Consider the following 26,414-nt stretch of genomic DNA (forward strand, 5'->3'; position numbering starts at 1 on the left):
AATATCTTTATTTTAATTGTCAAGTTTTAAGAAATAAGCTAGGGCATTCATACAAACGATATAATTCCTATAATCATACACTAAAAAAGGAATTTATAGAGTGAAAAGGGAAGATAACATTCTCAATTAGCTTGTTAATATGTATTTCTCACAAATTAAAGTTTATTGGAGAACAGTCTTTTAGAAATGTTTGTGAGGAATTCAGTAGAACAAGATATATGAAGTGAGTGAAGACTAGTGATGAACATACTACATTTTTTATTAGAGAATACGGTTTTCCAAAATGTGTTACAAGATCTGCAGTTAAATGTCCTTTATATAGAAAATGGATGTAAACATCAACAAACGATAGAAAATATCCATCCAAAATGTATGTTTATAGCAAATAGTTTTGAAGAGGGCGAACTATTATTTCAAAGAACGAAACCGCACATTATAATTATGTATGTAACAGATTATTCTCAAATAAAATATATAAAGAATATGTATACCTCGCAAAGTACATTCATTGTCATTTGGGATCAACAAATAACAAAGGAATTTACAGATGTACTTGCATTAGGAATACGTAATATTGTAATAGCCCCTGTAACTCCGCAAGCAGTGTTAGAAGAAGTGAATAAGAGTTTGTATCAACTTTCTTTAGTAAGGCAAGTTAGTTTACAACAGGAACTGCTTCAAACGATGTTTGATTTTCAAAATGATTTATTATTTATAGTAGAAGATGATGAAATTGTTGATTGTAATACAAATTTTTTAACGTTTTTCGGATATGAAAATTTGTTTGCCTATCGCGAGCAACATTTAGTATTTGCTGAACATTTTATTAGAGAAAATGGATACTACTCGACGACGCATGATATAACATGGCTAGACGATACTTTATCAAGCGGTAGAAGAATTAAGATGTCAAATTATGAAGGGGCAGTATCTACTTTTCTATTACGTGCGACACCATTGCCAGAAGATTTATCAAGATTTATTGTAAAGTGCACGGAAATTACAGAATTAGATGAAATCTATCAAGAACAAGAAAGACTTGCTATGATAGATTCATTGACAGAGATTTATAATCGTTTAAAGTTTCAACAAATACTAGAGGTAGAATGGGAAAAGGTAATACGTAACGATGAGAAAATAGCAATTATTTTATTTGATATAGATAATTTTAAAACAGTTAATGACACATATGGTCATGATTTTGGCGATTTGGCATTAATACAACTTGCAGAGCTTATGAAATCTAAAGTGGAGCAGCAACATGTATTTGCAAGATGGGGAGGGGAAGAATTCATTATATTAGTGACAAATACAGTAGAAAAGGAAGCATTTCAAGTTGCGGAATCATTACGATTCTTCATTGAAACAAAGCAATTCACTGGAATTTCGAAGTTAACAGCTAGCTTTGGAGTTGCGTTATATGAACAAGGAACTACAAGAGAAGAATTAATGCAACGAGCGGATATTGCATTATATGAAGCGAAAAAAAATGGAAAGAATCAAGTATGTGTGTATAGAAAAGAAAAAATGTGATTTTTCGCAACAAATTGTTGCGATTTTTTTTTATTGTTTGATAATAGAATAGGGGGACAATTTTTAGCGAAGGAATTATGGAGGATCAATATGATAAAAAAAGTAATGGTGGTGGCTTCACTGTCTGCTATAGTTGGCGGCGGAGTATACTATTTTCTTGTTAGCCCCAATATAAAGGAAAACACTGTATTAACAACTAAAGTGAATCCTACTATTGAATCGGAAGTACAAGGGAATATAGAAGAAAAAGAAGAGCAACAAATTGATTATGCTAGCATATCTCAAAAATTAGATCAATATTTAGTCGGAAAGCAATTCAATGGAACAGTTTTGGTAACAGATAAAGAGCATGTTATATTGAATAAAGGATATGGGTATGCTGATGTTCAAAATAAAATAGAAAATACGCCTCAAACAAAATATCGTATCGGTTCTATTACGAAAACAGTCGTTGCCACATCTATTTTACAGCTGCAAGAACAAGGGAAATTGAATATTCAAGATAATGTAAATAAATATATTCCTTCATTTCCGGAGAATAAAAATATTACGCTATATCATTTATTAACGCATACCTCTGGTTTACCTGAACACGCAAAAGGCAATATTAATGCGGCTTCTCGCTTACAGTTAATGAATTGGATTGGACGTCAAAATTTAGAATTTCCTGCAGGAACGGGTTGGAGATATACAGATTATAATTATATGGTGCTTGCTTATATAATAGAACATATATCGAAAAAACCTTTAGGAGATTACATAAAAGAAAACATATTTGTAAAAGCAGATATGCATGAATCCGGTATGGGAAATATGGTACCTGGAGATAAAAATTTTACAAAGGGTTATGTGAAAAAAAATCAAGAGCTTGTACCAGCGCAGAAGTTAGGTATGGATTGGTTATATGGTTGTGGTGAGATGTATACGACAGTTGGAGATATGAAGAAATTAGACGAAGCAATTATAAATGGAAAACTTCTTTCTGAACAAAGTATACAAGCAATGTTTTCACCTTCAGCAGAACGGAAATATGCATTTAGTTTTTATATATATCCAGATTATTTTCATAATCATGGTGTATTATCTGGTTGGAACACTTTCAATAATTTTAATAAAGAAAAAGGAACTTTTGTTATTTTATTTTCAAATGTGAAAAATAGTATGGATGATGACTTTAATAAAGAGTTCCGAAAGATGGTAAATGATTTATTAGAACAAAGGGGATGAGAAAATGGAACATAAAACTTTATCAATAGGTTTCATTGGTATTGGCGTAATGGGAAAAAGTATGGTTTATCACTTAATGCAAGATGGTCATAAAGTATATGTATATAATAGAACGAAAGCAAAAACAGATTCTTTAGTGCAAGATGGTGCAAATTGGTGTAATACGCCAAAAGAGTTAGTAAAGCAAGTTGATATTGTAATGACAATGGTTGGATATCCACATGATGTAGAAGAAGTGTATTTTGGTATAGAAGGAATTATAGAACATGCAAAAGAAGGTACGATAGCAATTGACTTTACGACATCTACACCTACTTTAGCAAAACGGATTAATGAAGTTGCAAAAAGCAAAAATATATATACGTTAGATGCACCTGTCTCAGGAGGAGATGTTGGTGCGAAAGAAGCAAAACTCGCAATTATGGTAGGTGGGGAGAAAGAAATATATGATAGATGCTTACCTTTACTTGAAAAGTTAGGAACAAACATTCAATTACAAGGACCAGCTGGGAGTGGACAACATACAAAAATGTGCAATCAAATTGCGATTGCTTCCAATATGATTGGAGTATGTGAAGCTGTTGCTTACGCGAAGAAGGCTGGACTGAATCCAGATAAAGTGTTAGAGAGTATTTCAACAGGGGCAGCAGGTAGCTGGTCATTAAGTAATTTAGCTCCTCGAATGTTAAAAGGAGACTTTGAGCCAGGATTTTATGTGAAGCATTTTATGAAAGATATGAAAATTGCTTTAGAGGAAGCAGAAAAATTACAATTACCAGTCCCAGGCTTAAGTTTGGCGAAAGAATTGTATGAAGAGTTAATTAAGGATGGCGAAGAAAATAGTGGAACACAAGTACTATATAAAAAATATATAAGGGGGTAAACGAGGTGGACCTTCAAAAGTTTGATGAGATGATTGATACTGTACAGCGAGCTACTTGTATGCAAATTAATGAGAAACAAAAAGAAGCTTTTAAACAAAAATATGATTTTGAACCAAAATTTGAATATGGAAGAGATGAGAAGGGGCATTATGTAATTCGAACCTCAAAAAAGATGTTAGAAGAAATGGAGTTTTATTTGGCATTGAAATATGATCGTGATGGAGTGGATCTTTATATGCAAGCTGAGATTGACGGTATATTTCATGTATCTGTTAGCTATGGTGAAGATGCCCTACATCTACAAGAATTGTTTCAATTTCTAGAAGAAAATAAATAAAAGTCCTCATTTGAGGACTTTTATTTATTTAGTCATCTTTAATTTTTATAATTATAAGTTAGAAGCGCGGCGGCATCGTTCAACCGGGAATGGGATAATTTGTGCGATGTGATTAGGACCAAATTGTTTTGTACGAGCATGGCGTATTATATAAAAAGCACACAGAATTGAAACAGGAATAGCACCGAATAAACCAAATAATAAAGCGCTTACACAAGATGCGACAAATCCTAAAACACCAATTTCTAACTCTTCCATAATAGCTCCTAAAATAACAGGAAATGCTCCACATGTAACCCCAAGTATAAGTGCGATAAGTAAGCTCATGATTATCCCCCTCTGTTTGCGATATTATTTTCCTTCTCAGTTAATTGTAGTATATCACATACAAAACAGAATTTTCAGAAAAAATTCAATAAATGTTCAAAAAAAGTTCAAAAAATGCACTTGAAAAATCAAGGTGTTAAATTTGTGATGAAATGGTACTTCAAGTAAATAAAAAATCAGGCTTATTTCAAAATGAAATAAGCCTGTTCCATAGGAGGATGTATATATGTAGAGTGAATAAAAGTTTGGAAAAGGGGATCCAAGTCCTTTTATTCAACTAACTACCTTAATAGATTGGAACCCAGCCTTCAGTTGTCACAAAAATACGAATAGCTACAACTTGGCGATCATCTTGCAAAGTAAAATAATGTCTTGCATTTTCAGGAACAGATATTAAATCGCCTGGCTCAAGTTCAACATCAAAGAATTTCCCATCTTTTCCTTCAATAGCGAAAATGCCATGACCACTGACGATAAAGCGAACTTCGTCATCTGTATGATGGTGTTCCTTTTGGAAATTAATTAATAATTCGTCAAGGTTAGGGGTGCTATTTGAAAGTGAAATTACATCATGTGCTTTATAACCACGGCGTGCTGAAACATCAGCAATTTCTTTTGAAAACACAGCTAATATTTCAGCTTTGTTTTCATCTGTTAACGAATAATTTTCATTTAAATGAGTAGGAAGTTTAGAAATATTCCATTTCTCATATAAAACGCCTTCCTCTTGTAGAAATTTAGATACTTCCACTTCATTTTCAATACGAGTATTTCCTTCATGAATACGAATTTGCGCCATTAGAAACGCCTCCTTGAATTGATAATAGTTTTATATGAAATTGGAATAGAAACTCATAAGCTTCTAATCTCTTCTTTGCATCAAAGCTATCTCGGCCCCATACGGTAATACCGTGGTTACGGATTAATACTGCACCCGAATCTCCTTGTATATGCTTTCGGAAGTTTTCTCCAAGCGTTGGGATATGGGCATGGTTTTCAATAATAGGAATTTGAATTGTTGCACCTTCTTCCCAAATATCGAGAGCTTTAATAATTTCTTGATTTTGAAAGGTGACTGCATCACTATATAAATTTGTGATGACATTATTATCGGTTGTATGAACATGAAGTACGCACCCGGCATTCGTATTGTTATAAATGTGTGTATGCAATATTGTTTCTGCTGAAGGGTGTAATTCAGTCTCTAAAACGGGAACTCCTACATGATCTACTAATAGAAAATCATCTGGAGTGGTTTTTGTTTTATCTTTACCGCTTGCTGTAATAAGAAAAGTAAGTGGTTCATGACTAACCTTTATAGAAATATTACCACTTGTTGCTGGGAACCAATTTCGTGTTGTTAACTCTTTTTTTATCTCGCTTAAGTCATACCATTGACGAAAAAGTTGTTTCATGCCTTCACCTCCAACAAAAGTTTTAATTCAGCTTGCACATCTTGAAATGTTTCAAATGGTGTATAAGCAATATGATTTTCTTCACACTTTGTAATAAGAAAATCGCGAGCGAATACTTTATCAGCTTGTTTCGCGGCTTGTAAATCAGTAATAGAATCTCCAATTACAATATGAAAGTCATCTGTATCACTTAATTTACGGATTAATGATGATTTACATAATCCGCAATGATTTTGACAATGATCATCACAAGAATGAGGCCATTTAACTGTAATAAACTCTGCTGAAAAGTCTGTTTCATTACAATAAATTTGCTCTTTTGGAATGATTCCTTGTAAGAGTGGATAGACGAAGAAATCCATTCCACCTGATATCACGTAAAAAGAAATGTTATTTTCCTTTACGAATTGTATAAACTCATGAAAACCACTACGGATTTCAGCAGTTTCTATTAAAAATTGAATAATATCATCGTGCAGATTAGTAGGTATGAATTGAAATAATTGAGAAACACCTTCTTGAATGGATAGTTCTTGTGATAAAATTTTATTCTTTACTTCTTCGGCTTCTGGTGGTGCGAATTTTTCCATAATGGACATAATGTTATCATTGTTTGTAATCGTGCCATCGAAATCACAAAATACTTGAATACTCATAATTTCACCTCATAAGAGGGATTTCCCCATATTTGTAGTGCACTATGCAAATTTATGTCGTCTACTTCATGGAGTGGTTTATTTTGCAAAGTAGCATCAATTGCAGTACGGAAAGCTTTACCGCCGCCTTGCGCTCCATTTGGATGTCCGTGTATCCCGCCGCCAGCATTAATAACAACATCTTTACCGAAATCTCGTACAATAAAGGGAACGAAACCAGGATGAATACCAGCAGACGGAACAGAAAAGCTCTTCTTGAAAAATGCATCGTCTTCAGTTAAATATTTTGAGATAGCAAGAGCCTCCTCTTTTTCTAGCGCAACACTTCCGTATGGAGATGGGAATAATGAAAAGTCAGCCCCAGCATAACGTAGTAGCTTTCCAAGTAATAATGGAGATGAAACTCCATATAACTTGGATGCTGAATAAGCACCACTTACAGCAGGATGTGCCATAATAGGAACTGGGATTTCATCATCTTCTGCAAGTGATTGTAGTACATCTAGTCCGTAAGCAAATACGTTAAATAATAGAATATCAGCTCCAGCTTGCACTGCACGTTTCGCATTTTCTTTTAAATCAAAAGTTCGTCCTGTTAAATTTACGGCATATAACGTTTTATGACCGTATGTTTCGTAAACAGATTGTAAAACTTCTTTTCCAGATACAATGCGTTTCGTAAGTGGTGTTAATGCATTTTCAAATAATATTTCATCATCTTTTACTATATCTACACCACCAATTGCTTGATCGCGTAATTGCGTTTTTAAATACCCAATGTTTCGTCCAATCATTCCTTTAAAAATACTCATTAAAAGAGGACGATCATGCACTTGTAAAAGGTTTCGAATACCATCAATCCCGAATTTTGGACCAGGAAAATGTTTTTTTAACTCGTCTGAAAAAGTTAAATCAATTAATTTTACTTCGCCATCAAGTGATAGCTTTCCAAATGTAGTCGTTAAAATCGCTGGTAAATCTGGACTGAAGTTTAATAGCGGATATTCAATTTTAATAATTCCGCGTTTTACTTTCTTACGTAAATACGAATTGGTATGTTCATGTTCAGCTAATTCCTCAACATGAATGACGTTGCCTTTATGCTGCTTTAATTGTTCTTGCAATAAGTGTGGCAAATGAGTCCAAGAACCAATTGTTAATCCGAGTGCAATTTGTTCCGCCTTTTTTTCTAAGTTATGTGAATCGTCATGAATTAAATACGTCGCTATAATTCCGCTCATTGTTATAACCTCCTAGTTAAATAAAAAAACCTCTCAGCTAAGGAGAGGTTTTTTTACAACCAGCTCCTTATCTGTCAGCGTAATGCTGCGAGAATTAGCACCGTGTCTACAATTGTAGATCGGTTGCCGGGTTTCGTCGGGCTCGTCCCTCCACCTGCTCTTGATAAGAAGTATTTAGAAATGTTTAAAAATTTAAGATAACTGAATTTTGTCAGATATTTTTCATGTTGTCAATTATTTTTTGAAAAAATTTAATTTATCAATTCGATTAATGGCTTCTCGTAATCTATCTTCTGTATGCAAGAGACCAACACGGACATACCCTTCGCCATGCTCACCAAATCCAACACCAGGAGCAACTGCGACATGTACTTTTTCTAGTAAAATATCAGAAAATTGTTCAGAGGTATATCCTTTTGGAACAGGAAGCCATGCAAAGAATGATCCTGTTGGAATGTCTACATTCCAACCAATTGAGTGACAGGCTGAAATAAGAGCATTTCTTCGAGATTCGTAACTATTTACAAGGTCTATTACACAAGACTGTGAACTTAATAGCGCTTCTCGAGCAGCATCTTGAACTGCACCGAATATACTAACATACATATGATCTTGTAATAGGTTAATTGTTTCAATCACACTTTCATTCCCTACAGCAAAAGCGATGCGCCAGCCGGCCATATTGAAAGTTTTTGATAACGTGTAAATTTCAATTCCTATATCTTTCGCGCCATCTGCTTGCAAGAAACTAACTGGTTTTTGACCATCGAATCCAATCGCACCGTAAGCAAAATCATGAACGACTAATATATTATGTTTATTAGCAAAATGAATGGTTTCATTAAAGAAATCTTTTGATGCAGTAGCACCGGTCGGATTATTTGGATAGTTTAAAAACATTAATTTTGCACGCTCGGCAATAGAGTCATCAATGTTCGTATAATCTGGTAAAAAATTATTTTCTGCAATAAGTGGCATTGTTTCAAATTGTGCTTTTGCTAAAGCAACTCCTGATAAATAATCTGGATAGCCTGGATCTGGAACGAGAATCGTATCACCAGGGTTTGTAAAACAAACTGGTAATTCTACTAATCCAGCCTTTCCGCCAAACAAAATAGCAACTTCTGTTTTTGGATTTACTACTACATCATATTCACGTTGATAGAATGTTGCCACGGCTTCTTTTAAACTTTCATGTCCGCGAAATGGCGGATATTTATGATGAATGGTCTTTTCTGCAGCATCTTGTAAAGCTTTTACGATATGCTGCGGTGTTGGTTGATCTGGATTACCTTGACCTAGATTAATAACATCGTGACCAGCTGCTACGACTTTGTTAACTTTTGCAACAAGTGAAGCGAAAAATTGTGTCGGCAATGATGTTACTATCTCAGAAGGTTGAAATAATTTCATACTTTCCACCTCTTTTGAAAGTTGTTACAATTCTAGTGACAAATGATATAATCTTTCCAGTATTTTGTAAAGAAAAAATTATGAATGGGGCTGACAAAATGAAAGTCGCATGTATTCAAATGGACATTGTCTTTGGAGATGTAGAAAAAAATATTGAGAATGCTAAAAATAAAATAAGTGAAGCGGTGAAGGAAAGACCAGATGTTATTGTCTTACCAGAACTTTGGACAACAGGATATGATTTAACTAGGCTCTCTGAAATTGCAGATAGGGATGGATTGGAAACGAAAGAAAAGTTGAAAGAATGGTCGAAGCAATATGGTGTACATATTGTCGGTGGTTCTATAGCGAAGCAAACAGAGCAAGGTGTTACAAATACAATGTATGTTGTAACTAATAAAGGAGAACTAGTTAATGAATATAGTAAAGTGCACTTATTTCAGCTTATGGATGAACATAAATATTTAATCGCTGGAAATAGTACAGGTGAATTTAAGTTAGATGATGTAGAGTGCGCCGGCGCAATTTGTTATGATATTCGTTTTCCGGAGTGGATGCGCGTTCATACTGCGAAAGGTGCAAAAGTATTATTTGTTGTAGCTGAATGGCCATTAGTTCGTTTAGCACATTGGCGTTTGCTATTGCAAGCAAGAGCAGTTGAAAATCAGTGTTATGTTGTTGCGTGTAATAGAGCAGGGAAGGATCCGAATAATGTGTTTGCAGGTCATTCTTTAATTGTGGATCCTTGGGGTGAAGTTGTAGTAGAGGCGAATGAAGAGGAATCAATTTTATTTGGAGAGCTTGAATTCGAGAAAATTAAAGAAGTACGTAAAGGAATTCCAGTTTTTGCGGATCGCCGTCCAGAATTATACAAATAAAATGTTGACAAGTGATTTTTATTCTTGGTATAGTCTTCAACATAAAGTTAAAAATTCAAAAAATTATACAACTCTTATCAAGAGCAGGTGGAGGGATTTGGCCCGATGAAGCCCAGCAACCGACCGTAATACCATTGTGAAATGGGGCGTTTATTACGCCAAAAGGCACGGTGCTAATTCCAGCAGAAAGTAAAACTTTCTGGCAGATAAGAGGGGAGAAGATAAACTTCAAACCTCTTTCTTAGTGGAAAGAGGTTTTTCTATGTTAGAAAAACCTCTGAATTTAAAAAGGGGGAGAAGAAGATGGGATATTATTTATTAACAGAAATAACAGCTGTACAATATGCGAAAGATCATGGCTATTTTGAAGAGAAGGCAAATGTCATTTGTCATGAAATTGGAGATGGAAACTTAAATTACGTGTTTAAATTAGATGATGGAGAGAAATCCATTATAATAAAACAAGCACTGCCTTATGCGAAAGTAGTTGGTGAAAGCTGGCCATTGTCTATAAAAAGAGCAACGATTGAAAGCAAGGCATTACAAATTTTTGCGCAGTATGTACCGGATTATGTTCCAGTAGTGTACAGTCATGACGAAGAGTTAGCGATAACGGTAATAGAAGACTTATCAAGACTAACAATTACAAGAAAAGGATTAATAGACGGAGAAGAATATCCGCTTTTATCCCAGCATATTGGTCGTTTTCTAGCACATGTTTTATTTTACACTTCAGATTTTGGTTTACAGTCAAAAGAGAAAAGGGTACTAGAAGGTACCTTTGTAAATCCGGACCTTTGTAAAATTACAGAGGATTTAGTGTTTACAGATCCGTTTGGACATTATGATACAAATGATTATGAGCGAGATTTACAGCTCGTGGTTGATGAACTTTGGAGTGATAAAACTTTAAAACTAAAAGTAGCACAATATAAATATAAGTTCTTAACAAGAAAAGAAACTCTTATTCATGGTGATTTACATACTGGTAGTATTTTTTCGTCACCTTCTGAAACGAAAGTGATTGATCCAGAATTTGCGGCATATGGCCCATTTGGGTTTGACATAGGTCAATTTATTGCAAATCTATTATTAAATGCGTTATCTAGAGAAGAAGAAAAGAGAAGTGTACTATTTTTCCATATAGAAAAGACGTGGAGTTATTTTGTAGAGACTTTTACAAAGTTATGGATTGGAGAAGGTGTAGAAGCATATACGAAAGAAAAACAATGGTTACCAATTATTTTGCAAAATATCTTTACTGATGCTGTTGGATTTGCCGGATGTGAACTAATTCGTAGAACAATTGGTTTAGCTCATGTAGCAGATTTAGATGAAATAGAAAATAAAGAAACAAGAATTCAAGCTAAGAAACAAGCGCTATCCTTAGGAAAAGAACTAATAAAATATGAATCTAAAAGTGCTGATATTCAACTGTTTCGAACATTATTTCAACAGACAGTTTCAAGGGGTGTAAAAGCATGAGTACAATCGTTACTGTTCCGAGATCTGTAAGTTGGAAAGGGGATGCAATTGCGGTATTAAATCAAACGAAATTGCCACATAGCACAGAATACAAAACATTAACGACTATTGAAGAGGTTTGGAAAAGTATCATAATGTTAGAAGTACGCGGAGCGCCTGCAATTGGAATTGTAGCTGCATTTGGCTTGGCGCTTGCAGCGAAAAAATATAATACTTTACATATCGAAGAATTTCAAAAGAAGTTTAATAGAGACTGTAACTATTTAGGGACATCACGCCCAACGGCAGTAAATTTATTTTGGGCAATTGATCGTATGAGAGAATCTATTCGAGAGATTACTACAATAAAAGAAGCACAAAAAATATTAGAAGAAGAAGCGCTTCGCATTCAACAGGAAGATGAAGAGGTGTGTCGAAATATTGGGGAATATGCGTTAACATGTTTTAAAGATGGCGATAATATTTTAACAATCTGTAACGCTGGAAGTATCGCAACTGCCAGATATGGAACTGCATTAGCTCCCTTTTATATTGGAAAAGAGAAAGGTGTGCGTTTACATGCATATGCGTGTGAAACGAGACCAGTTTTACAAGGTGGTCGCTTAACGACGTGGGAATTGAAGCAAGCAAATATTGATGTGACCCTTATAACAGATAATACTGCAGCTCATGCTATTCAAACGAAAGAAATAAACGCAATTATTGTGGGGGCGGATCGAATTGTCGCAAATGGAGATACAGCCAATAAAATAGGGACAATGAATTTAGCTATTTTAGCAAAGTACTTTAATATCCCATTTTACGTTGCTGCGCCACTGTCAACATTTGATGTTACGAAAGAAACTGGAGCCGAAATTATTATTGAAGAAAGAGATGAAACAGAAGTTACGAAAATCTTTGGAAAACAAGTAGCACCAATTGGAACGGATGTTTATAATCCAGCATTTGACATAACGCCGAATGAATTAATTACAGGAATTATTACTGAGAAAGGTATTATACGCGGGGACTATAAACGAGAAATTGCATCATTATTTGAAAAACAAGCTAATACATAATAGCTTGTTTTTTTATGCCTAAATGCAGTGTTTTCTCTTACTTATATAATGAAAGGAGGGGAAGAGGGTGGAAGAGTGGATCAAGATGATAGGTAATGTAGGGTTTCCGATTGTTGTAACATTATATTTACTCCACCGTATTGAAAGTAAATTAGAGGGGGTAATTGTTGCAATTGAGAAGCTCCCGCGGCAATTACTAAAGTACGAAGATCCTCGGGATAAAAAATAAAGTTTGCTCTTCTTGAGCAAACTTTATTTTTATTGAGCGGTATAACCACCATCGATAACGACAGCTTGACCAGTTATACCTTTAGCTTTTTCACTCGCTAAAAACATCGCATAATCTGCAATTTCTTGTACTTGTAATAAGCGCTTTTGTGGAACGAGTGGATAAATAACATCTTCTAAAACATTTTCAAGTGGTACATTTCGTGTAGTAGCTAAGTCTTGTAGTTGATTACGTACAAGGGGGGTATCAACATAACCAGGGCAAAGGGCATTAACAGTAATACCATGCGTAGCACCTTCTAAAGCGGCAACTTTTGTTAATCCAATTACGCCATGTTTTGCACTATTGTAGGCAGCTTTTCCAGCAAACCCGACAAGGCCGTTAATAGAAGCGACATTAATAATACGACCATATTTTTGTTGTTTCATAATCGGAAAGGCATGCTTAATTGCAATAAACGGAGCAATTTGCATAATTTGAATTAGTAGCTCGAACTTTTCAGTTGGAAAGTCTTCAATGGGTGAAACGTGTTGCATTCCTGCGTTGTTAATTAATATATGTAATGAACCGAAATGATCAACTGTTTGAGAAATTGCTGCTGTAATTTCCTCTTCAGATGTAACGTCACATTTTAAACCGATAGCTTGAAAACCTTCATTTTGTAATTGTTCAGCAGCTTCTTTTGCACGTTCTTCAAGCCGATCGGTAATCACAACTTTTGCACCTTCTTTTGCAAAAGCCTTTCCCATTTCATAACCAATACCACTTGCAGCACCTGTTAAAAAGACAACTCGATTTGTAACCATGATGAAAAACATCCCTTCATAATAAAGTTTTCATAGTGCTCTATTTAGAGAAGCTATAATGAAATTCCTGCAAACATTTGGAAAAATATCGTTAGCTATCTTGTTTTGCAAAATAGTCTTTGCTATACTATTTTGTAAAGCAAGATACTTACGCTTATCTATCTTGTAAAGCAAGATAGTAGGAGGATTTGAATTATGTCGACAAGTCAAATGCTGAAAGGGATTTTAGAAGGATGCTTACTTGCTATTATTTCTGAAGGCGAAATATACGGTTATGAAATGAGTGAGAAGCTAGCAAAGTATGGTTTTACAATGGCGAGTGAGGGAAGTATTTATCCGTTATTAATACGAATGCAAAAAGAAGGACTAATAACAAGCGTAATGAAGGAATCTCCATCTGGTCCAAAGAGAAAATATTATACATTAACAGAAAAAGGCGAGGAAGCACTTGATGAATTTATGGATCGCTGGGAAACGATGCAAAGTAGTGTAGAACGTCTACTTGAAGGGAAGGGAAGGAGAAAATAATGCTATCAAGTGAAGCGCGAAAGTTTTTGTTAGATATGAGATTATTTTTGACGGCAAAGAGTGTGAAAGAAAGCGATATTGAAAATTTTATAGAAGATGCGGAACTCCATTTAATTGAGGGTGAGAGTGATGGGAAAAGTGTAGAAGATATTTTCGGAAGCTCACCGAAAGAATATGCAAATGAACTTGTCAAAGTAATGGAAAGAGATAGACAGGAAACGTGGAAGCAAATTGGTTTTACAGTAATGAATATCGTATCGTTTTGGATTATTGCTTCTATCTTAATAGTGAATCATGGAATGTTACAGATTTCACTTATTCAGTGTATCGGTTATAGTTTTTCATTGATTTTAGTTGTTATAGGTCCTAATTTTCTACTTCGCAAAATGGCCTTCGTCACAAGTTTTACAAAAACATGGTTTTCTATGTGGTCTTTAGTTATGATCGCTCCAATGTTTTTATTAGGAGCTGTTACGATATTAGACGTGATATATCCGACAAAAATGCTCACATTCACCGAAGTGCAAAGTTATATAGTGGCTGGTGGGATTTTTATCATCACAGTAGCTATAAATATATATTTTGAAGGATGGTTTAAAAACTTATATTTAATCATTCCACTTTCAATTATGTTAGTGTTTAAAACATTTACAACGGAAGACCTTGTTCCAATGTTATTTCAAATTATATGTTTATACGGAAGTTTATTTATTTTAATTTTTGTTGAAATTATGATGAAGGCGAATAGAAGAGAAATGGTTAAATAAGGGAGTGATAAAATGCTATCAAATGAAGGGCAAAAATTTTTAGATGATACCCAAGGGTATTTACGAACAAAGGGCATTAGAGAAGCTGATATTATTTCCTTTATAGAAGATGGGGAAGTTCATTTAATAGAAGGAGAAAAGAGAGGGAAGAGTGTAAATGATATATTCGGACATGCTCCAAAAGAGTATGCAAATCAACTTGCCAAAGAGATGGAAGTTGATAAAAAAGGGAATTATAAATTATTGCTTTATTTCATTATAAATTTATTAGCATTCACGATGATGAAGAGTGTATTTTTTAGTGAAGTCGACCATCGTTTGTCTTATTCTTTAATTGAATTAATTGGCTATCCGATTATGATTTTTGTAGGAATTAGTGTATTAATATGGGGCATGAGAACAGCCTCATTTAAGCGGAAAAGAACTGAATTTTTAATTATGTATATAAGTGGTGCAATGTGGTTTTTATTAGTTTTCAGTATTGCATTATTAAATAATTTTTATGGTACAACTTTTATTAAATTTACTAGTACAGAAAGCTTCATTCTTGTTGGTATAGTAGTTCTTTTAGCGGCTGGTACAAATATTAAATTTGGTGGTTGGTTTACTCTGTCATATTTACTGGTTCCAATTGTATTAGAATATGTATTTGTAATGATAGATGTACCAAGTATTATTGGAATGTATGTACAACAAATAATTCTTTTCATTGTTATTTACATGCTTTTGAAAATTCATATAAAATTAGAAAAAAGGAAAGTATAAGAATAAAAAGAGAGACAGTATTATTTATAGGTAAATTGAGTAGTAGTTTTCTAAGGTTAACCTAACTATACCTCTTTTATAAAAAGGATACATGTTGGCTATTTTAATACTGTAATAGATTATACATCTGGATATGTTTTGTTCTTCGGTTTTATTGGAAAAGGGCTGCTCTGGATATACCAAAAATTATTTCCAAAGAAATATTATATAGGGATTTTTAGAGGGATTACATTTACATTTAGTTGTCTATTTTTATTTCTAGCAGCCGGAATTTTGTTTGTTGATTGGAACAAGTTGTTTTAAACAGTAACATGAGGGTTACTGTTTTTTTCTTTGCAATAAAGAGCTTTGTAAAGAGAGTGTTTTTTGTTCGTTCGTCAATAGAGACTGAATAGGAACATTTTCAGGGCGCGGGACTATCGGATACATAAGATTGGTTGGAGAAGGATGGTGCTCCGAGCCAGTTGGGGAATGAGGATCTGCGTGAGTAAGTTTTCCGTGAACACGTCTTGTAAATAAAATATGACCGATTTCGTGAGCAAGCGTATATATATTTTTCATAGGAGCAGCCGAGTTTGTTAAAACGATATATCCGGTAAGTTGTTGCTGTTTTGCTAAAGAGTAAGCGCAGGCAATTACTGCTGTTTCTTTGAAATAATCACTGCCAATATAACAAATATAAAGGTCGCATTCAGGAGCTTCATTTACACATGTTTGGAAAAAGGATGCCAGCTTTTCTTGACTTTGAATAGAATTTTTATAACTGATTTCACGGTCAAAAAAACGGAAAAGTTCATTTAATACAATTACTTCTTGAATTTGAAATGTAATGGGGTGCCAAATTGATTCTGCAACAGCTAAATCTTTTGCGATGCGGTCATCAGAAATATCGGCGCCGGGAGTAATACAAATACATATATTGACGTATGGATCCATAAGGAACACCTCAACTGAAAAAAAGTTCTTCCTATAATATATGTGGGGAAAAGATGTCATGTATGGATAAACGCCTTCTTTATTGAATATATAGATGACAAGTCGAAAAAATTTCATAGTTCTATAACGTAGTGTGATCATCTTTTTGATATAGTAAAGAAAAGGGGGAGAATATATGTATACATTAAAAATCGTTTCAGACAGAGAAGCTCTTTATCAATTTGCAAGTTATGTAAGAGTTGTACAAGGGGTGGAAGATGTATATGTAGAGGTGGGAGAACCTTTATATGAACATCCGTTAATGAAGTTTTATGTACATATTAAGCTGAAAGAAACATATGAGCAGCATAAAGCGTTACAGGAAATAGCAAGATTAGTAGAATTGGGGCGTTTTACATATGTCCATTATCGTAATGATGAAATTGAGGAAGCTTTTGAAGCTGTAAAATATGAAAGTTTTAAGAAATAAAGGTGAAAAAAAGGAGGCGAAAGCTTCTTTTTTTCTTTAAAATTACATGAACAAAAAGAGCAAAATTTTGTTATGATAAGGGAGGTTAGGGAAAGGGGAATTTACATATGGGGTATATTGAAGAGTTACGAAAAGTCGTTGGTACAAGGCCGCTTATTCTCGTAGGATCAGCAATTATTATATTAAACGATAATCAAGAAGTATTGCTTCAATATCGTTCAGATACATATGATTGGGGTGTACCTGGTGGGGCGATGGAACTGGGCGAAACGACAGAAGAAACTGCACGTAGAGAGTTATTTGAGGAAACGGGGTTAACTGCAAAAATAATGCAATTTCTTGGTGTTCTATCAGGAAAAGAAGTATATTTCCGTTATCCGAATGGCGATGAAATTTTCAATGTTATTCATCTGTATCAGGCACATCATGTGAGCGGGGAATTAAAGCTCGATCATGAAGGGTTAAAACTTCAATATTTTCCAGTAGATAAGTTGCCAAAATTGAATGAAACGACAGAGAAAATTTTACAAAAGTTTTTATATGCGCTGACAGAATAGAAGGTTAATTCCTTCTATTTTTATTATATTAAATATTTTGATTTTTTAGTATGTTTATAGTATGATAGTTATAGATATACATCTTATGGAATTTCACCTAAAAACTGACTAGGGTACATAAGAGAGGGGCAAGTGCAAAATGCATAATGTTGTTATTACAGCTGCAGTTCGTTCGCCAATTGGAACTTTTGGAGGAGCGCTAAAAAATGTAACGCCAGTAGAATTAGCTGTTCCTGTACTTCAGGAAGCTGTAAAACGAGGCGGGGTAGAACCACATGAAGTTGATGAAGTAATTTTAGGTCATTGTATTCAAAGAACTGATGAAGCAAATACAGCGAGAACAGCTGCATTAGCGGCAGGATTTCCTGATACAGTTACGGGATATACAATCCAACGTCAATGTTCTTCAGGTATGCAAGCAATTATGTCAGCTGCAATGCAAATCCAATTAGGTGTAAGTGATGTTGTTGTTGCAGGTGGGGTAGAAGCGATGAGTTCGAGCCCTTATGCATTGAAACAGCACCGCTGGGGACAACGTCTACAGCACGGAGAAATTCGTGATACGGTGTGGGAAGTGTTAGAAGATCCGATTCACCATATTATGATGGGTGAAACAGCGGAAAATTTAGTTGAACAATATGAAATTACAAGAGAGGAACAAGATGAAGTTGCTCTTCGCAGTCATACATTGGCACTGAAGGCAATCGAGTCTGGATACTTTGACGATCAAATTGTTCCTATTACAATAAAAGAGCGTAGAAAAGAAGTTATATTTTCGAAGGATGAGCATCCACGTGCAGATATTACAGCGGAAAAATTAGCAGGGTTAAAACCAGCATTCCGTAAAGATGGGTCTGTAACTGCAGGTAATGCATCTGGCCTGAATGACGGAAGTGCAGTTCTAGTATTAATGAGCGAAGAAAAAGCAAAAGAAAAAGGCTTACAACCGTTAGCTAGAATTGTTGGATATTCAGTAGCTGGAGTAGACCCGAAAATTATGGGTATTGGACCAGCACCAGCAATTCGTAAAGGTTTAGAAAAAGTAGATTGGTCATTGGAAGATGCAGATTTACTTGAAATTAATGAAGCTTTCGCGGCTCAATATTTAGCTGTAGAGAAAGAGTTAGGCTTAGACCGTGAAAAAGTGAACGTAAACGGTAGTGGCGTAGGACTTGGGCATCCAATTGGTTGTACAGGGGCTCGTATTATAGTAAGTTTAATTCACGAATTAAAAAGACGTGGGTTAGAAAAAGGAATTGCCTCTTTATGCGTCGGTGGCGGTATCGGGGTTGCCTTATTTATAGAAGCATTATAAAAAAGAAGCAGCTATTGCTGCTTCTTTTTTTACGCCTCAAATAGATGATGGAATAATCGATCGCGATTTTCAAAGAAAAGTTTCGTCGTTTGGTAATGCTCAGTTTCTTCTAATGTGGATTCGTGAATTCCCTCTTGTGTTAAAGAATATATAGTGGATTCAGGATAAGCCATTAAAATAGGAGAATGCGTCGCGATAACAAATTGTGAACCTTGTTCAGCTAGTTCGTGCATTCGAATGAGCATGGAAAGTTGTCTCATTGGTGATAAAGCTGCCTCAGGCTCATCTAAAATGTATAAACCTTGTCCTGAAAAACGGTTCATAAATAATGAGAAGAATGATTCACCGTGTGATTGTTTGTGTAGTGAGATACCACCATAAGAGTTGATAACCGGATTCCCACGTGCTTCTCTATCAGCATCTATTTCATCAATATAAGAAGCAACGTTATAAAATGATTCAGCGCGAAGAAAGAAACCGTCGTTTGGTGTATTGAAACTTTTTGAAATTCGAAGGTATTCATGTAAAGATGAATGGGAATCGTTTGTGCTAAAGCGGAAGTTCTTCGTTCCACCTTCTGCATTAAAACCTAACGCAATTGCAATTCCTTCAAGTAATGTTGATTTACCTGTTCCGTTTTCTCCAATAATGAATGTTACATTTGGATGGAAAGCTAGTGATTGTAATGTTCGAATAGCGGGTAAGCAGTAAGGATATGCGGAAAAACTAGGGATATTTTCTTTTTTTAATGTGACATTTTGTAAAAAGGGTACGTCAATCAATATATAAACCTCAATTCATAACGGATTTTGAATTTAAAAAGGCAGCAAATACAAGTGTTAATGACACCTGAATCCCTTCTTGTTTTCTGAATATTTTATGTGGATTATATCATTTAAACTATCATATTCCAATGTGAAAATAAATATTGCATGAAGATCCATTCTCTCGTTATGATATATGGTATTCTATTGAAAATGTGAGAAGGAGTTAAAGTATGCCGTTTACATTTGCACATCCAGCAGCAGTTCTTCCTTTTGCGAAAAAGCACTCTAAACATATTTCAGTAACGGCTCTTATATTAGGTAGTATGGCGCCTGACTTTGAATATTTTTTGCACTTTAGACCCTATGGTGTTATTGGCCATACATGGCTTGGGTTCTTATATTTAAATTTACCGCTTGTATTTCTAATCGCATACATATATCATTACATTTTAAAAAAGCCGTTTATAACGCATTTGCCTAAACCGTTTGCTGGTTATTATTCATATGCAATAGATGAGAGGTGGGGGCTACATACCTGGAAAGAATTCTTTGTATTTTGCTATTCTGCATTATTCGGTATGCTCACGCATGTCGTTTGGGATGCATTTACTCATAATACAGGCTATTTCGTTATGAAAATAGCATTGTTACAAATTGAATTACGCAGTATTCCATTGTATAAATATATGCAACATGGGAGTACATGTGTTGGCTTATTATTGCTATTATACGTACTATGGAAGTATAAAGATGAAACAGGGAAAGATATGATTGTAGCTTTAGAAAAAAGAAAGTATTGGGTTTCGATAATCATTGTGACAGCTTTTATATTTATCGTGCATGCGTTCCTAGATCCCTATTTTCATATTTTCCAAATTGGAGGTATAATAGTATCTGGACTGACAAGTTCATTTTGTGGAATTGTCATTGTTTCTATAGTTTACAAAGCAAGGGACTAATTTTATATTCATGAATGATAGCGTTAGGAGAAATGAAATGATGAAAGCATGGAAAAGTATTTTTGTTTTATGTAGTTTTCTTCTTATGTTAAGTGGTTGCTTCCATCAAGAAGAAAAGAAAGCTGAACCGAAGAAGAAAGAATCTATTCCTGAAACGAAAGAATATGGTGGGCGTGAGCTGAAAAAAGTAGGACAAAAAGTGAAAGAAACAGGATGGGGTACTTTCAAGTTAGAGCAGATGCATTCTGTGAATCAAACATTTGAAGTAGCGCCAATGAAAATTCACGTACAAGATGTGAAAGTAATCTCTTTATCACAAATGAGTGAAAAGGCAAAAAATACATTGAAAGTATACACGGCACTAACTCCTGAAGAAGTAAAACGTAGATTAGGGGATAAAGTAAGCCAAGAAGATGCAGAATTATATGCATCGCTAAGTGGAACAGAGATTAGTAATACAATTCGTTACGTTGAGATTACATATAAAGTGGAGAATAGCGGAAATAAAAATATGCAATTTTTCTCTATGAATGATGTTATGATTAATGGTAAGCAACATTTTAAAGTAGCCACTCAAAACTTTTTATATGACGAAGATACGTTAGTTGGTACAAAAAATGTATCAAGAGAAGACTATAAGCCTGGTGAAATAAGAGATGGTATTATTGGTTTAATACTTGACGATGGAAAAGACAAGGTAAAGGATATTCAGTTTACAACTGATGATTTACTTGCAGGAGATTCAGAAACACAAGATGTTGTAAAAGAGCCACAAACGTTTAACATCTCACTAAAATAATGTAAGACAAAACAGTCAGCATACAAATATTATGCTGACTGTTTTTTTATTTCTTTTATGTATGAATCTACATTTTGAAAAGGCACCTTAATTTTAAACGCATCTTTTTGTTCATTAAATTGCTTTTCATTGTAGGGACCGAAACGTTTATTGTGCTTTACATCAATAATCCAATAATGTTCACTTTTTTTATTTGCAATTGCTGCGTCAGGGTTATTTGGATCTGATTTTTCCTCAGTTTGTTTTGCAATAATGTATTTATCATCCCAAGCAATGTCTGTAATTTTTGCAGGGATGTATTGTGTGGCATATACAGCATCTTGCGAGGGGAAAAGTTCAAATGCATTTCCAGAAGTACGTATGAGTTCGTATTCATCGTTAACCGTATAAGTTAAGTGACTTGTGTTTCCTGCACAACCAGTTAATAGGAAGGCGACGAATAGGATTATCCATTTTTTCAATATGGGAACCTCCTTTATAATGCTATTGTAACAAATTGTACAAGAAAAGTAAGAGAAACGCTAGTTTACAATGTTTTTTAGAAGTGGTACGATGAGACGGGTAAAGAAGGATATGAAGGAGTCGACATAAAATGAAGTTAAAGATGCATCGTCCAGCGCTTGTAATGAATCGCATAGGTGCTTCCCTAATTGACATGTTTTTAATCTCGGTTATGTATGGTGCAGTAGTAGCTATTATGACCGGAAACTATAGTGCTATGTTTAAGCGCTTTAATATAAGCTTAGGTGATTTTAGATATGATTTCGCAGTAGTTTTCATATTAATGGCGATATATTTTATTGTATTACCCTTTATTTGGAACGGTGTTACACTTGGCAAAAAGGTAACGAGAATAAAATTAATTTCATTGAAGAGTGAAAAGCTAACGTTGCAAACATTAATTATAAGATTTTTTGTAGTGTTATTACCGAACGTATTGCTATTAGGAATTCCATTAATATGTAATGTATATATGATGTTGTTCCGCAAAGATAATTGTGGTTTTCAGGATTTAATTACAAAAACGAAAGTAATAAGTCTTGTATAATGAAAAAAAGACCTTTTTATATATAAAAGGGTCTTTTTGATTTTATAAGTATATGGGGAATGTTTACAGTAAGGAAAAGCCAAAATGTGTTATTTCCATTTATAATAGATTGAAAATTAAGAAAATGATATAATGATTAAAAATAATATCTTTATTCCGCCATATTGGGGCTGAGTAAAATTTCATTTTATATAATAAGGGGGAAGTTAAAATGACAGGAGGTAGCATAATTTTTTGGGGTATTCTCATTTTTATCGGTCTAGTTTTCGATCAGCGTAATAATAAGAAAAAAGAAGGATAAAAAGTAAACGTTTACAAATTAAATAGCAATTTTTCTTGCTTGCAGATTAATCTTATAAAGGAGTATACTGAATGACGGTAAGACTTATAGAAGGGGTAATGAAAATGAAGCTTGCAGGAAAAGTTGCTATCGTAACTGGCGGTGGCATCGGTATTGGACGTAATACAGCTCTTTTGTTGGCTAAACAAGGCGCAAAAGTTATTGTGACGGACATTGATCAAGAGAGTGGACAAGCAACAGTGGAGGAAATTATGAATCTAGGCGGAGAAGCACTTTTTGTATCCTATGATATGGGAAAGCAAGGAGATTGGCAACGCGTTATTAGCATTACTTTGAATGCATTCAGTCGCATTGATATGCTTTTTCAAAATGCTGGTTTATATAAAATAGATTCTATTTTTTCTCGCCAACAAGAGAACGATTCCAATGTACTTTGTATTAATGACGTTTGGATAGAGATAAAACAATTAACGTCATCTTTTATGAAACAGCAAGAAGAAGTGGTGCTTAGTGATTTACCGATTTTCGGTATTATTAGCACGAAAGGACAATCATTTCATACAGTAGAAGCCCTAGTATAATAATGAAAACCGCCCTCAATATATGTGGACGGTTTTTTGTATGTGTATAGTAAAGATAAATTTTTTAGCGAATACGTTGTTCAGTTTGGTTATCAAAGAAATGCGCTTTATTCATATCAAATGCTAATTTAATTTGGTCACCAGGTGAAAACGTATGTCTTGCATCTACACGTGCCGCAAAATCTTGATTCCCAAGTTTCATATATAAAATGGATTCAGCACCTAATAACTCAGCGACTTCAATTTTTGTTGTGAAGGCAGTAGATTGTGAAGCTTCTAAAAATAGTAGTTCATCATGAATGTCCTCTGGACGAATACCTAAAACAATTTCCTTATTTACATAGCCTTGTTCACGTAGCATCTTCATTTTTCCTTCAGATACTTTGATTTTTATAGTATTGTCTATAACGAAATCGGTTTCAGTCAATTTACCACGGAAGAAGTTCATCGCTGGTGACCCGATAAATCCACCCACGAAAATGTTTTCTGGTGTTTCATATACTTCTTTTGGTGTTCCAATTTGTTGAATCTTTCCATCCTTCATAACGACAAGACGCGAAGCCATAGTCATTGCTTCTGTTTGGTCATGTGTTACATAAATTGTTGTTGTTCCAAGGCGATGATGTAGCTTAGAAATTTCTGAGCGCATTGCAACACGGAGTTTAGCATCTAAGTTTGATAATGGTTCATCCATTAAGAAAACTTTTGCATCTCGAACGATTGCTCTACCTAACGCAACACGTTGGCGCTGTCCACCTGATAATGCTTTCGGTTTTCTATCTAAATATTGTTCAAGTCCTAAAATTTTTGCTGCATCTTTCACACGACGATCGATTTCATCTTTTGGTATTTTTCGAAGTTTTAATCCAAATGCCATATTATCATATACACTCATATGTGGATAAAGAGCGTAGTTTTGGAATACCATAGCGATATCTCGATCTTTTGGAGGAACATCATTCATTAGTTTACCATCAATTGAAAACTCGCCTTTTGAAATATCTTCAAGTCCAGCTACCATTCGTAATGTTGTAGATTTTCCGCATCCAGAAGGACCGACAAATACAATAAATTCTTTATCTTGAATGTGTAAATTAAAATCAGTTACAGCTGTTACGTTATTATCATATATTTTATAAATGTTTTCTAATTTAAGTTCTGCCATGGTATTTCCCCCTAGAAATAATTATGCAAACGTTTTCTTTGAATTCATTATAAACGAATAGATTCAAAAAATAAATAAAAAAATAAAACGTTTTCATTTATTGGAGATTTATTAGTGGTTTTCATATGTTTTCTTAGAAAAAGAACAATAAAAATTGTAAGCGCTATTTTAAATTGAGATAGAATCTGTTATCATTCATTAATGAAAACGTTTGCGCCTTAAAAAAGAGAAAAATGAATGATGAATGAAATGGGGTAGCATAATGGAAAAACAATGGTGGAAAGAAAGTGTAGTATATCAAATTTATCCTCGTAGCTTTATGGATAGTAATGGTGATGGTATAGGAGATCTTCAAGGGATTATTTCAAAGCTAGATTACTTAAAAGAGTTAGGGATTGATGTGATTTGGTTATCACCAGTCTATGAATCTCCAAATGATGATAATGGTTATGATATAAGCGATTATTGTAAAATTATGAACGAGTTCGGAACAATGGAAGATTGGGATGAGCTATTACATGAAATGCATGAACGTAATATGAAACTTATGATGGACTTAGTTGTTAATCATACTTCGGATGAACATAATTGGTTTATTGAATCACGTAAATCAAAAGATAATAAATATAGAGATTACTATATATGGCGCCCTGGAAAAGAAGGAAAAGAGCCGAATAACTGGGGAGCAGCGTTTAGTGGATCAGCATGGCAGTATGATGAAATGACAGATGAATATTATTTACATCTGTTTTCTAAAAAACAGCCAGATTTAAATTGGGATAATGAAAAGGTAAGACAAGATGTTTATGAAATGATGAAGTTTTGGTTAGAAAAAGGAATTGATGGCTTCCGTATGGATGTTATTAATTTTATTTCTAAAGAAGAGGGATTACCAGCTGTTGAAACAGAAGAAGAGGGGTATGTTTCAGGTCATAAGCATTTTATGAACGGTCCAAACATTCATAAATATTTACATGAAATGAATGAGGAAGTATTATCGCATTATGATATTATGACGGTTGGTGAAATGCCTGGTGTAACGACAGAAGAAGCGAAATTGTATACTGGAGAAGAACGAAAAGAATTGCAAATGGTATTCCAATTTGAACATATGGATTTAGATTCAGGAGAAGGTGGAAAGTGGGATGTAAAACCATGCTCACTTCTTACTTTAAAAGAGAATTTAACAAAGTGGCAAAAAGCATTAGAGCATACCGGATGGAATAGCCTTTATTGGAATAATCATGATCAGCCTCGCGTTGTATCTCGTTTTGGTAATGATGGAATGTATCGCATTGAATCAGCAAAAATGTTAGCGACAGTTCTTCATATGATGAAAGGAACGCCATATATTTATCAAGGAGAGGAAATCGGAATGACGAACGTCCGATTTGAGTCGATTGATGAATATCGAGATATTGAAACGTTAAATATGTATAAAGAAAAAGTGATAGACCATGGTGAAGATATAGAAAAAGTAATGGAATCTATTTATATAAAGGGTCGTGATAATGCTAGAACTCCGATGCAGTGGAATGATCAGAATCACGCTGGATTTACAAAAGGTGAACCTTGGATTACTGTAAATCCTAACTATAAAGAGATTAATGTGAAACAAGCAATCCAAGATGAAGGTTCAATTTTTTATTACTATAAGAAATTAATTGAACTACGCAAAAATAATGAAATAGTTGTGTATGGATCATATGATTTAATATTAAATAATGACCCTTCTATTTTTGCTTATGTAAGAACATATGGAGATGAAAAACTACTTGTCATTGCAAACTTTACTGCGGATGAAAGTGTATTTGAAATGCCTAAGGATATTAGTTATAGTGAATCAGAGTTATTTATACACAATTACGATGTAGAAATCGGATCAATAGATAACATTCCATTACGTCCGTATGAAGCGATAGTGTTCAAATTGAAATAAGAAAAAGCCTTATGCCACTTCAAACTTGG

General features: G+C 34.2%; 32 protein-coding genes and 2 riboswitches. Of the genes, 21 read left to right on the top strand and 11 right to left on the bottom strand.

Going from position 1 to position 26,414, the window contains the following annotated elements; genetic code table 11:
- Window positions 1-240: 240 nt before the first annotated feature.
- The 4 genes from MR136_RS03535 (at window position 241) to MR136_RS03550 (ending at window position 3,981) form a co-directional block, all read left to right on the top strand.
- Window positions 241-1,533 (top strand): GGDEF domain-containing protein, encoded by a 1,293-nt coding sequence (locus MR136_RS03535; protein ID WP_001023185.1) that lies wholly within the window; start codon window positions 241-243, stop codon window positions 1,531-1,533.
- A gap of 90 nt (window positions 1,534-1,623) precedes the next feature.
- On the top strand, window positions 1,624-2,760 hold the full coding sequence (locus MR136_RS03540; RefSeq protein WP_242259257.1) for a serine hydrolase: 1,137 nt from the start codon (window positions 1,624-1,626) through the stop codon (window positions 2,758-2,760).
- Between the two features lie 4 nt (window positions 2,761-2,764).
- A complete protein-coding gene (locus MR136_RS03545) occupies window positions 2,765-3,643 on the top strand; it encodes an NAD(P)-dependent oxidoreductase (protein WP_000400431.1) in 879 nt (292 codons plus the stop codon).
- Window positions 3,644-3,648: 5 nt separating this feature from the next.
- The gene (locus tag MR136_RS03550) at window positions 3,649-3,981 is read left to right on the top strand and encodes a DUF3909 family protein (protein ID WP_000365621.1); all 333 of its coding nucleotides are present in this window, start codon (window positions 3,649-3,651) and stop codon (window positions 3,979-3,981) included.
- A 51-nt stretch (window positions 3,982-4,032) separates the two neighbouring features.
- Here the strand turns inward: MR136_RS03550 and MR136_RS03555 are convergent, their stop codons facing one another.
- The 6 genes from MR136_RS03555 to MR136_RS03580 all read right to left on the bottom strand — a co-directional run bounded on the left by MR136_RS03555 (window position 4,033) and on the right by MR136_RS03580 (window position 9,033).
- Window positions 4,033-4,308, bottom strand: a complete 276-nt coding sequence (locus MR136_RS03555; RefSeq protein ID WP_000054659.1) for a hypothetical protein — start codon at window positions 4,306-4,308, stop codon at window positions 4,033-4,035.
- Window positions 4,309-4,594: 286 nt separating this feature from the next.
- Window positions 4,595-5,107, bottom strand: a complete 513-nt coding sequence (locus MR136_RS03560) for a 1,2-dihydroxy-3-keto-5-methylthiopentene dioxygenase (protein WP_000057300.1) — start codon at window positions 5,105-5,107, stop codon at window positions 4,595-4,597.
- Entirely contained in the window at window positions 5,085-5,723 is a 639-nt protein-coding gene (locus MR136_RS03565; protein ID WP_061457686.1) for a methylthioribulose 1-phosphate dehydratase, read from the bottom strand. Before MR136_RS03565 ends, MR136_RS03560 begins: the two co-directional genes overlap by 23 nt.
- A complete protein-coding gene (locus tag MR136_RS03570; RefSeq protein ID WP_017673600.1) occupies window positions 5,720-6,379 on the bottom strand; it encodes a 2-hydroxy-3-keto-5-methylthiopentenyl-1-phosphate phosphatase in 660 nt (219 codons plus the stop codon). Before MR136_RS03570 ends, MR136_RS03565 begins: the two co-directional genes overlap by 4 nt.
- Window positions 6,376-7,620 carry a 2,3-diketo-5-methylthiopentyl-1-phosphate enolase gene (gene mtnW, locus MR136_RS03575; protein ID WP_000014180.1) on the bottom strand — a complete coding sequence of 415 codons (1,245 nt, stop codon included), beginning with the start codon at window positions 7,618-7,620 and terminating at the stop codon, window positions 6,376-6,378. The genes MR136_RS03570 and mtnW overlap by 4 nt, the downstream gene beginning before the upstream one ends.
- Before the next feature lie 64 nt (window positions 7,621-7,684).
- A riboswitch (SAM riboswitch) is annotated at window positions 7,685-7,790 on the bottom strand.
- Between the two features lie 64 nt (window positions 7,791-7,854).
- Window positions 7,855-9,033: a pyridoxal phosphate-dependent aminotransferase gene (locus MR136_RS03580; protein WP_017673601.1), complete on the bottom strand. Its 1,179-nt coding sequence runs from the start codon at window positions 9,031-9,033 to the stop codon at window positions 7,855-7,857.
- 14 nt (window positions 9,034-9,047) lie between these two features.
- On the opposite strand from MR136_RS03580, the gene MR136_RS03585 reads away from it, so the two are divergent.
- From MR136_RS03585 to MR136_RS03600, 4 genes are all read left to right on the top strand, one after another.
- The gene (locus tag MR136_RS03585) at window positions 9,048-9,911 is read left to right on the top strand and encodes a carbon-nitrogen family hydrolase (RefSeq protein ID WP_000869879.1); all 864 of its coding nucleotides are present in this window, start codon (window positions 9,048-9,050) and stop codon (window positions 9,909-9,911) included.
- A gap of 71 nt (window positions 9,912-9,982) precedes the next feature.
- Window positions 9,983-10,124: riboswitch (SAM riboswitch) on the top strand.
- Between the two features lie 90 nt (window positions 10,125-10,214).
- Complete coding sequence (gene mtnK, locus MR136_RS03590) at window positions 10,215-11,396, top strand: S-methyl-5-thioribose kinase (protein ID WP_017673602.1); 1,182 nt, start codon at window positions 10,215-10,217, stop codon at window positions 11,394-11,396.
- Window positions 11,393-12,454, top strand: a complete 1,062-nt coding sequence (gene mtnA / locus MR136_RS03595; protein WP_000104604.1) for an S-methyl-5-thioribose-1-phosphate isomerase — start codon at window positions 11,393-11,395, stop codon at window positions 12,452-12,454. The genes mtnK and mtnA overlap by 4 nt, the downstream gene beginning before the upstream one ends.
- 67 nt (window positions 12,455-12,521) lie before the next feature.
- The gene (locus tag MR136_RS03600) at window positions 12,522-12,683 is read left to right on the top strand and encodes a YvrJ family protein (protein WP_000393336.1); all 162 of its coding nucleotides are present in this window, start codon (window positions 12,522-12,524) and stop codon (window positions 12,681-12,683) included.
- Window positions 12,684-12,712: 29 nt separating this feature from the next.
- On the opposite strand, the gene MR136_RS03605 is transcribed toward MR136_RS03600, so the two are convergent.
- A complete protein-coding gene (locus tag MR136_RS03605) occupies window positions 12,713-13,489 on the bottom strand; it encodes a 3-hydroxybutyrate dehydrogenase (RefSeq protein WP_000258428.1) in 777 nt (258 codons plus the stop codon).
- 195 nt (window positions 13,490-13,684) lie between these two features.
- On the opposite strand from MR136_RS03605, the gene MR136_RS03610 reads away from it, so the two are divergent.
- From MR136_RS03610 to MR136_RS03625, 4 genes are all read left to right on the top strand, one after another.
- On the top strand, window positions 13,685-14,017 hold the full coding sequence (locus tag MR136_RS03610; protein WP_000107982.1) for a PadR family transcriptional regulator: 333 nt from the start codon (window positions 13,685-13,687) through the stop codon (window positions 14,015-14,017).
- A complete protein-coding gene (locus tag MR136_RS03615) occupies window positions 14,017-14,784 on the top strand; it encodes a DUF1129 domain-containing protein (protein ID WP_000952886.1) in 768 nt (255 codons plus the stop codon). The genes MR136_RS03610 and MR136_RS03615 overlap by 1 nt, the downstream gene beginning before the upstream one ends.
- A gap of 12 nt (window positions 14,785-14,796) precedes the next feature.
- Entirely contained in the window at window positions 14,797-15,549 is a 753-nt protein-coding gene (locus MR136_RS03620) for a DUF1129 domain-containing protein (RefSeq protein WP_061457684.1), read from the top strand.
- Between the two features lie 78 nt (window positions 15,550-15,627).
- On the top strand, window positions 15,628-15,852 hold the full coding sequence (locus tag MR136_RS03625) for a DNA-binding protein (protein WP_370658437.1): 225 nt from the start codon (window positions 15,628-15,630) through the stop codon (window positions 15,850-15,852).
- A gap of 15 nt (window positions 15,853-15,867) precedes the next feature.
- On the opposite strand, the gene MR136_RS03630 is transcribed toward MR136_RS03625, so the two are convergent.
- Window positions 15,868-16,485: an ImmA/IrrE family metallo-endopeptidase gene (locus tag MR136_RS03630; protein ID WP_000371608.1), complete on the bottom strand. Its 618-nt coding sequence runs from the start codon at window positions 16,483-16,485 to the stop codon at window positions 15,868-15,870.
- Between the two features lie 175 nt (window positions 16,486-16,660).
- Between MR136_RS03630 and MR136_RS03635 the strand changes: the two genes are divergently transcribed.
- The 3 genes from MR136_RS03635 to MR136_RS03645 all read left to right on the top strand — a co-directional run bounded on the left by MR136_RS03635 (window position 16,661) and on the right by MR136_RS03645 (window position 18,826).
- Entirely contained in the window at window positions 16,661-16,954 is a 294-nt protein-coding gene (locus MR136_RS03635) for a DUF3928 family protein (protein WP_000288330.1), read from the top strand.
- A 107-nt stretch (window positions 16,955-17,061) separates the two neighbouring features.
- The gene (locus tag MR136_RS03640; RefSeq protein ID WP_000540529.1) at window positions 17,062-17,511 is read left to right on the top strand and encodes an NUDIX hydrolase; all 450 of its coding nucleotides are present in this window, start codon (window positions 17,062-17,064) and stop codon (window positions 17,509-17,511) included.
- 139 nt (window positions 17,512-17,650) lie between these two features.
- On the top strand, window positions 17,651-18,826 hold the full coding sequence (locus MR136_RS03645; protein ID WP_017673603.1) for an acetyl-CoA C-acetyltransferase: 1,176 nt from the start codon (window positions 17,651-17,653) through the stop codon (window positions 18,824-18,826).
- Window positions 18,827-18,855: 29 nt separating this feature from the next.
- Here MR136_RS03645 and MR136_RS03650 read toward each other — a convergent pair whose 3' ends face one another.
- The gene (locus MR136_RS03650; protein WP_000567997.1) at window positions 18,856-19,608 is read right to left on the bottom strand and encodes an AAA family ATPase; all 753 of its coding nucleotides are present in this window, start codon (window positions 19,606-19,608) and stop codon (window positions 18,856-18,858) included.
- Between the two features lie 215 nt (window positions 19,609-19,823).
- On the opposite strand from MR136_RS03650, the gene MR136_RS03655 reads away from it, so the two are divergent.
- Together MR136_RS03655 and MR136_RS03660 are read left to right on the top strand one after the other, a co-directional pair.
- A complete protein-coding gene (locus tag MR136_RS03655) occupies window positions 19,824-20,552 on the top strand; it encodes a DUF4184 family protein (RefSeq protein WP_001116855.1) in 729 nt (242 codons plus the stop codon).
- A gap of 37 nt (window positions 20,553-20,589) precedes the next feature.
- On the top strand, window positions 20,590-21,351 hold the full coding sequence (locus tag MR136_RS03660) for a hypothetical protein (RefSeq protein ID WP_000973899.1): 762 nt from the start codon (window positions 20,590-20,592) through the stop codon (window positions 21,349-21,351).
- Window positions 21,352-21,380: 29 nt separating this feature from the next.
- Here MR136_RS03660 and MR136_RS03665 read toward each other — a convergent pair whose 3' ends face one another.
- A complete protein-coding gene (locus MR136_RS03665) occupies window positions 21,381-21,812 on the bottom strand; it encodes a DUF3997 domain-containing protein (protein ID WP_000758789.1) in 432 nt (143 codons plus the stop codon).
- A gap of 131 nt (window positions 21,813-21,943) precedes the next feature.
- On the opposite strand from MR136_RS03665, the gene MR136_RS03670 reads away from it, so the two are divergent.
- The 3 genes from MR136_RS03670 (at window position 21,944) to MR136_RS03680 (ending at window position 23,281) form a co-directional block, all read left to right on the top strand.
- A complete protein-coding gene (locus MR136_RS03670) occupies window positions 21,944-22,399 on the top strand; it encodes an RDD family protein (protein ID WP_000769081.1) in 456 nt (151 codons plus the stop codon).
- 211 nt (window positions 22,400-22,610) lie between these two features.
- Window positions 22,611-22,700 (top strand): hypothetical protein, encoded by a 90-nt coding sequence (locus MR136_RS03675; RefSeq protein WP_000145636.1) that lies wholly within the window; start codon window positions 22,611-22,613, stop codon window positions 22,698-22,700.
- Window positions 22,701-22,771: 71 nt separating this feature from the next.
- Window positions 22,772-23,281, top strand: coding sequence for an SDR family NAD(P)-dependent oxidoreductase (locus MR136_RS03680; protein WP_000218410.1), 510 nt, complete (start codon window positions 22,772-22,774; stop codon window positions 23,279-23,281).
- A gap of 64 nt (window positions 23,282-23,345) precedes the next feature.
- Here MR136_RS03680 and MR136_RS03685 read toward each other — a convergent pair whose 3' ends face one another.
- The gene (locus tag MR136_RS03685) at window positions 23,346-24,446 is read right to left on the bottom strand and encodes an ABC transporter ATP-binding protein (protein WP_000818931.1); all 1,101 of its coding nucleotides are present in this window, start codon (window positions 24,444-24,446) and stop codon (window positions 23,346-23,348) included.
- 262 nt (window positions 24,447-24,708) lie between these two features.
- Here MR136_RS03685 and malL point away from each other — a divergent pair, with 262 nt between their 5' ends.
- The gene (malL, locus tag MR136_RS03690; RefSeq protein WP_000415177.1) at window positions 24,709-26,385 is read left to right on the top strand and encodes an oligo-1,6-glucosidase; all 1,677 of its coding nucleotides are present in this window, start codon (window positions 24,709-24,711) and stop codon (window positions 26,383-26,385) included.
- Window positions 26,386-26,414: the final 29 nt, after the last annotated feature.

The sequence above is a fragment of the Bacillus cereus group sp. BfR-BA-01311 genome (assembly GCF_022664295.1).
In the GTDB taxonomy this organism is placed as follows: domain Bacteria; phylum Bacillota; class Bacilli; order Bacillales; family Bacillaceae_G; genus Bacillus_A; species Bacillus_A cereus.

Bases quoted from the DNA above. Each gene is read 5' to 3' on its own strand.
- MR136_RS03645 (WP_017673603.1), top strand. From the start codon at position 17,651: ATGCATAATGTTGTTATTACAGCTGCAGTTCGTTCGCCAATTGGAACT.
- MR136_RS03660 (WP_000973899.1), top strand. From the start codon at position 20,590: ATGATGAAAGCATGGAAAAGTATTTTTGTTTTATGTAGTTTTCTTCTT.
- MR136_RS03630 (WP_000371608.1), bottom strand. From the start codon at position 16,485: ATGGATCCATACGTCAATATATGTATTTGTATTACTCCCGGCGCCGAT.
- MR136_RS03655 (WP_001116855.1), top strand. From the start codon at position 19,824: ATGCCGTTTACATTTGCACATCCAGCAGCAGTTCTTCCTTTTGCGAAA.
- MR136_RS03580 (WP_017673601.1), bottom strand. From the start codon at position 9,033: ATGAAATTATTTCAACCTTCTGAGATAGTAACATCATTGCCGACACAA.
- MR136_RS03615 (WP_000952886.1), top strand. From the start codon at position 14,017: ATGCTATCAAGTGAAGCGCGAAAGTTTTTGTTAGATATGAGATTATTT.
- MR136_RS03685 (WP_000818931.1), bottom strand. From the start codon at position 24,446: ATGGCAGAACTTAAATTAGAAAACATTTATAAAATATATGATAATAAC.
- mtnA (WP_000104604.1), top strand. From the start codon at position 11,393: ATGAGTACAATCGTTACTGTTCCGAGATCTGTAAGTTGGAAAGGGGAT.
- MR136_RS03680 (WP_000218410.1), top strand. From the start codon at position 22,772: ATGACGGTAAGACTTATAGAAGGGGTAATGAAAATGAAGCTTGCAGGA.
- MR136_RS03605 (WP_000258428.1), bottom strand. From the start codon at position 13,489: ATGGTTACAAATCGAGTTGTCTTTTTAACAGGTGCTGCAAGTGGTATT.
- malL (WP_000415177.1), top strand. From the start codon at position 24,709: ATGGAAAAACAATGGTGGAAAGAAAGTGTAGTATATCAAATTTATCCT.
- MR136_RS03535 (WP_001023185.1), top strand. From the start codon at position 241: ATGAACATACTACATTTTTTATTAGAGAATACGGTTTTCCAAAATGTG.
- MR136_RS03620 (WP_061457684.1), top strand. From the start codon at position 14,797: ATGCTATCAAATGAAGGGCAAAAATTTTTAGATGATACCCAAGGGTAT.
- MR136_RS03540 (WP_242259257.1), top strand. From the start codon at position 1,624: ATGATAAAAAAAGTAATGGTGGTGGCTTCACTGTCTGCTATAGTTGGC.
- MR136_RS03635 (WP_000288330.1), top strand. From the start codon at position 16,661: ATGTATACATTAAAAATCGTTTCAGACAGAGAAGCTCTTTATCAATTT.
- MR136_RS03670 (WP_000769081.1), top strand. From the start codon at position 21,944: ATGAAGTTAAAGATGCATCGTCCAGCGCTTGTAATGAATCGCATAGGT.
- MR136_RS03545 (WP_000400431.1), top strand. From the start codon at position 2,765: ATGGAACATAAAACTTTATCAATAGGTTTCATTGGTATTGGCGTAATG.
- MR136_RS03610 (WP_000107982.1), top strand. From the start codon at position 13,685: ATGTCGACAAGTCAAATGCTGAAAGGGATTTTAGAAGGATGCTTACTT.
- MR136_RS03570 (WP_017673600.1), bottom strand. From the start codon at position 6,379: ATGAGTATTCAAGTATTTTGTGATTTCGATGGCACGATTACAAACAAT.
- mtnK (WP_017673602.1), top strand. From the start codon at position 10,215: ATGGGATATTATTTATTAACAGAAATAACAGCTGTACAATATGCGAAA.
- MR136_RS03555 (WP_000054659.1), bottom strand. From the start codon at position 4,308: ATGAGCTTACTTATCGCACTTATACTTGGGGTTACATGTGGAGCATTT.
- MR136_RS03560 (WP_000057300.1), bottom strand. From the start codon at position 5,107: ATGGCGCAAATTCGTATTCATGAAGGAAATACTCGTATTGAAAATGAA.
- MR136_RS03675 (WP_000145636.1), top strand. From the start codon at position 22,611: ATGACAGGAGGTAGCATAATTTTTTGGGGTATTCTCATTTTTATCGGT.
- mtnW (WP_000014180.1), bottom strand. From the start codon at position 7,620: ATGAGCGGAATTATAGCGACGTATTTAATTCATGACGATTCACATAAC.
- MR136_RS03640 (WP_000540529.1), top strand. From the start codon at position 17,062: ATGGGGTATATTGAAGAGTTACGAAAAGTCGTTGGTACAAGGCCGCTT.
- MR136_RS03565 (WP_061457686.1), bottom strand. From the start codon at position 5,723: ATGAAACAACTTTTTCGTCAATGGTATGACTTAAGCGAGATAAAAAAA.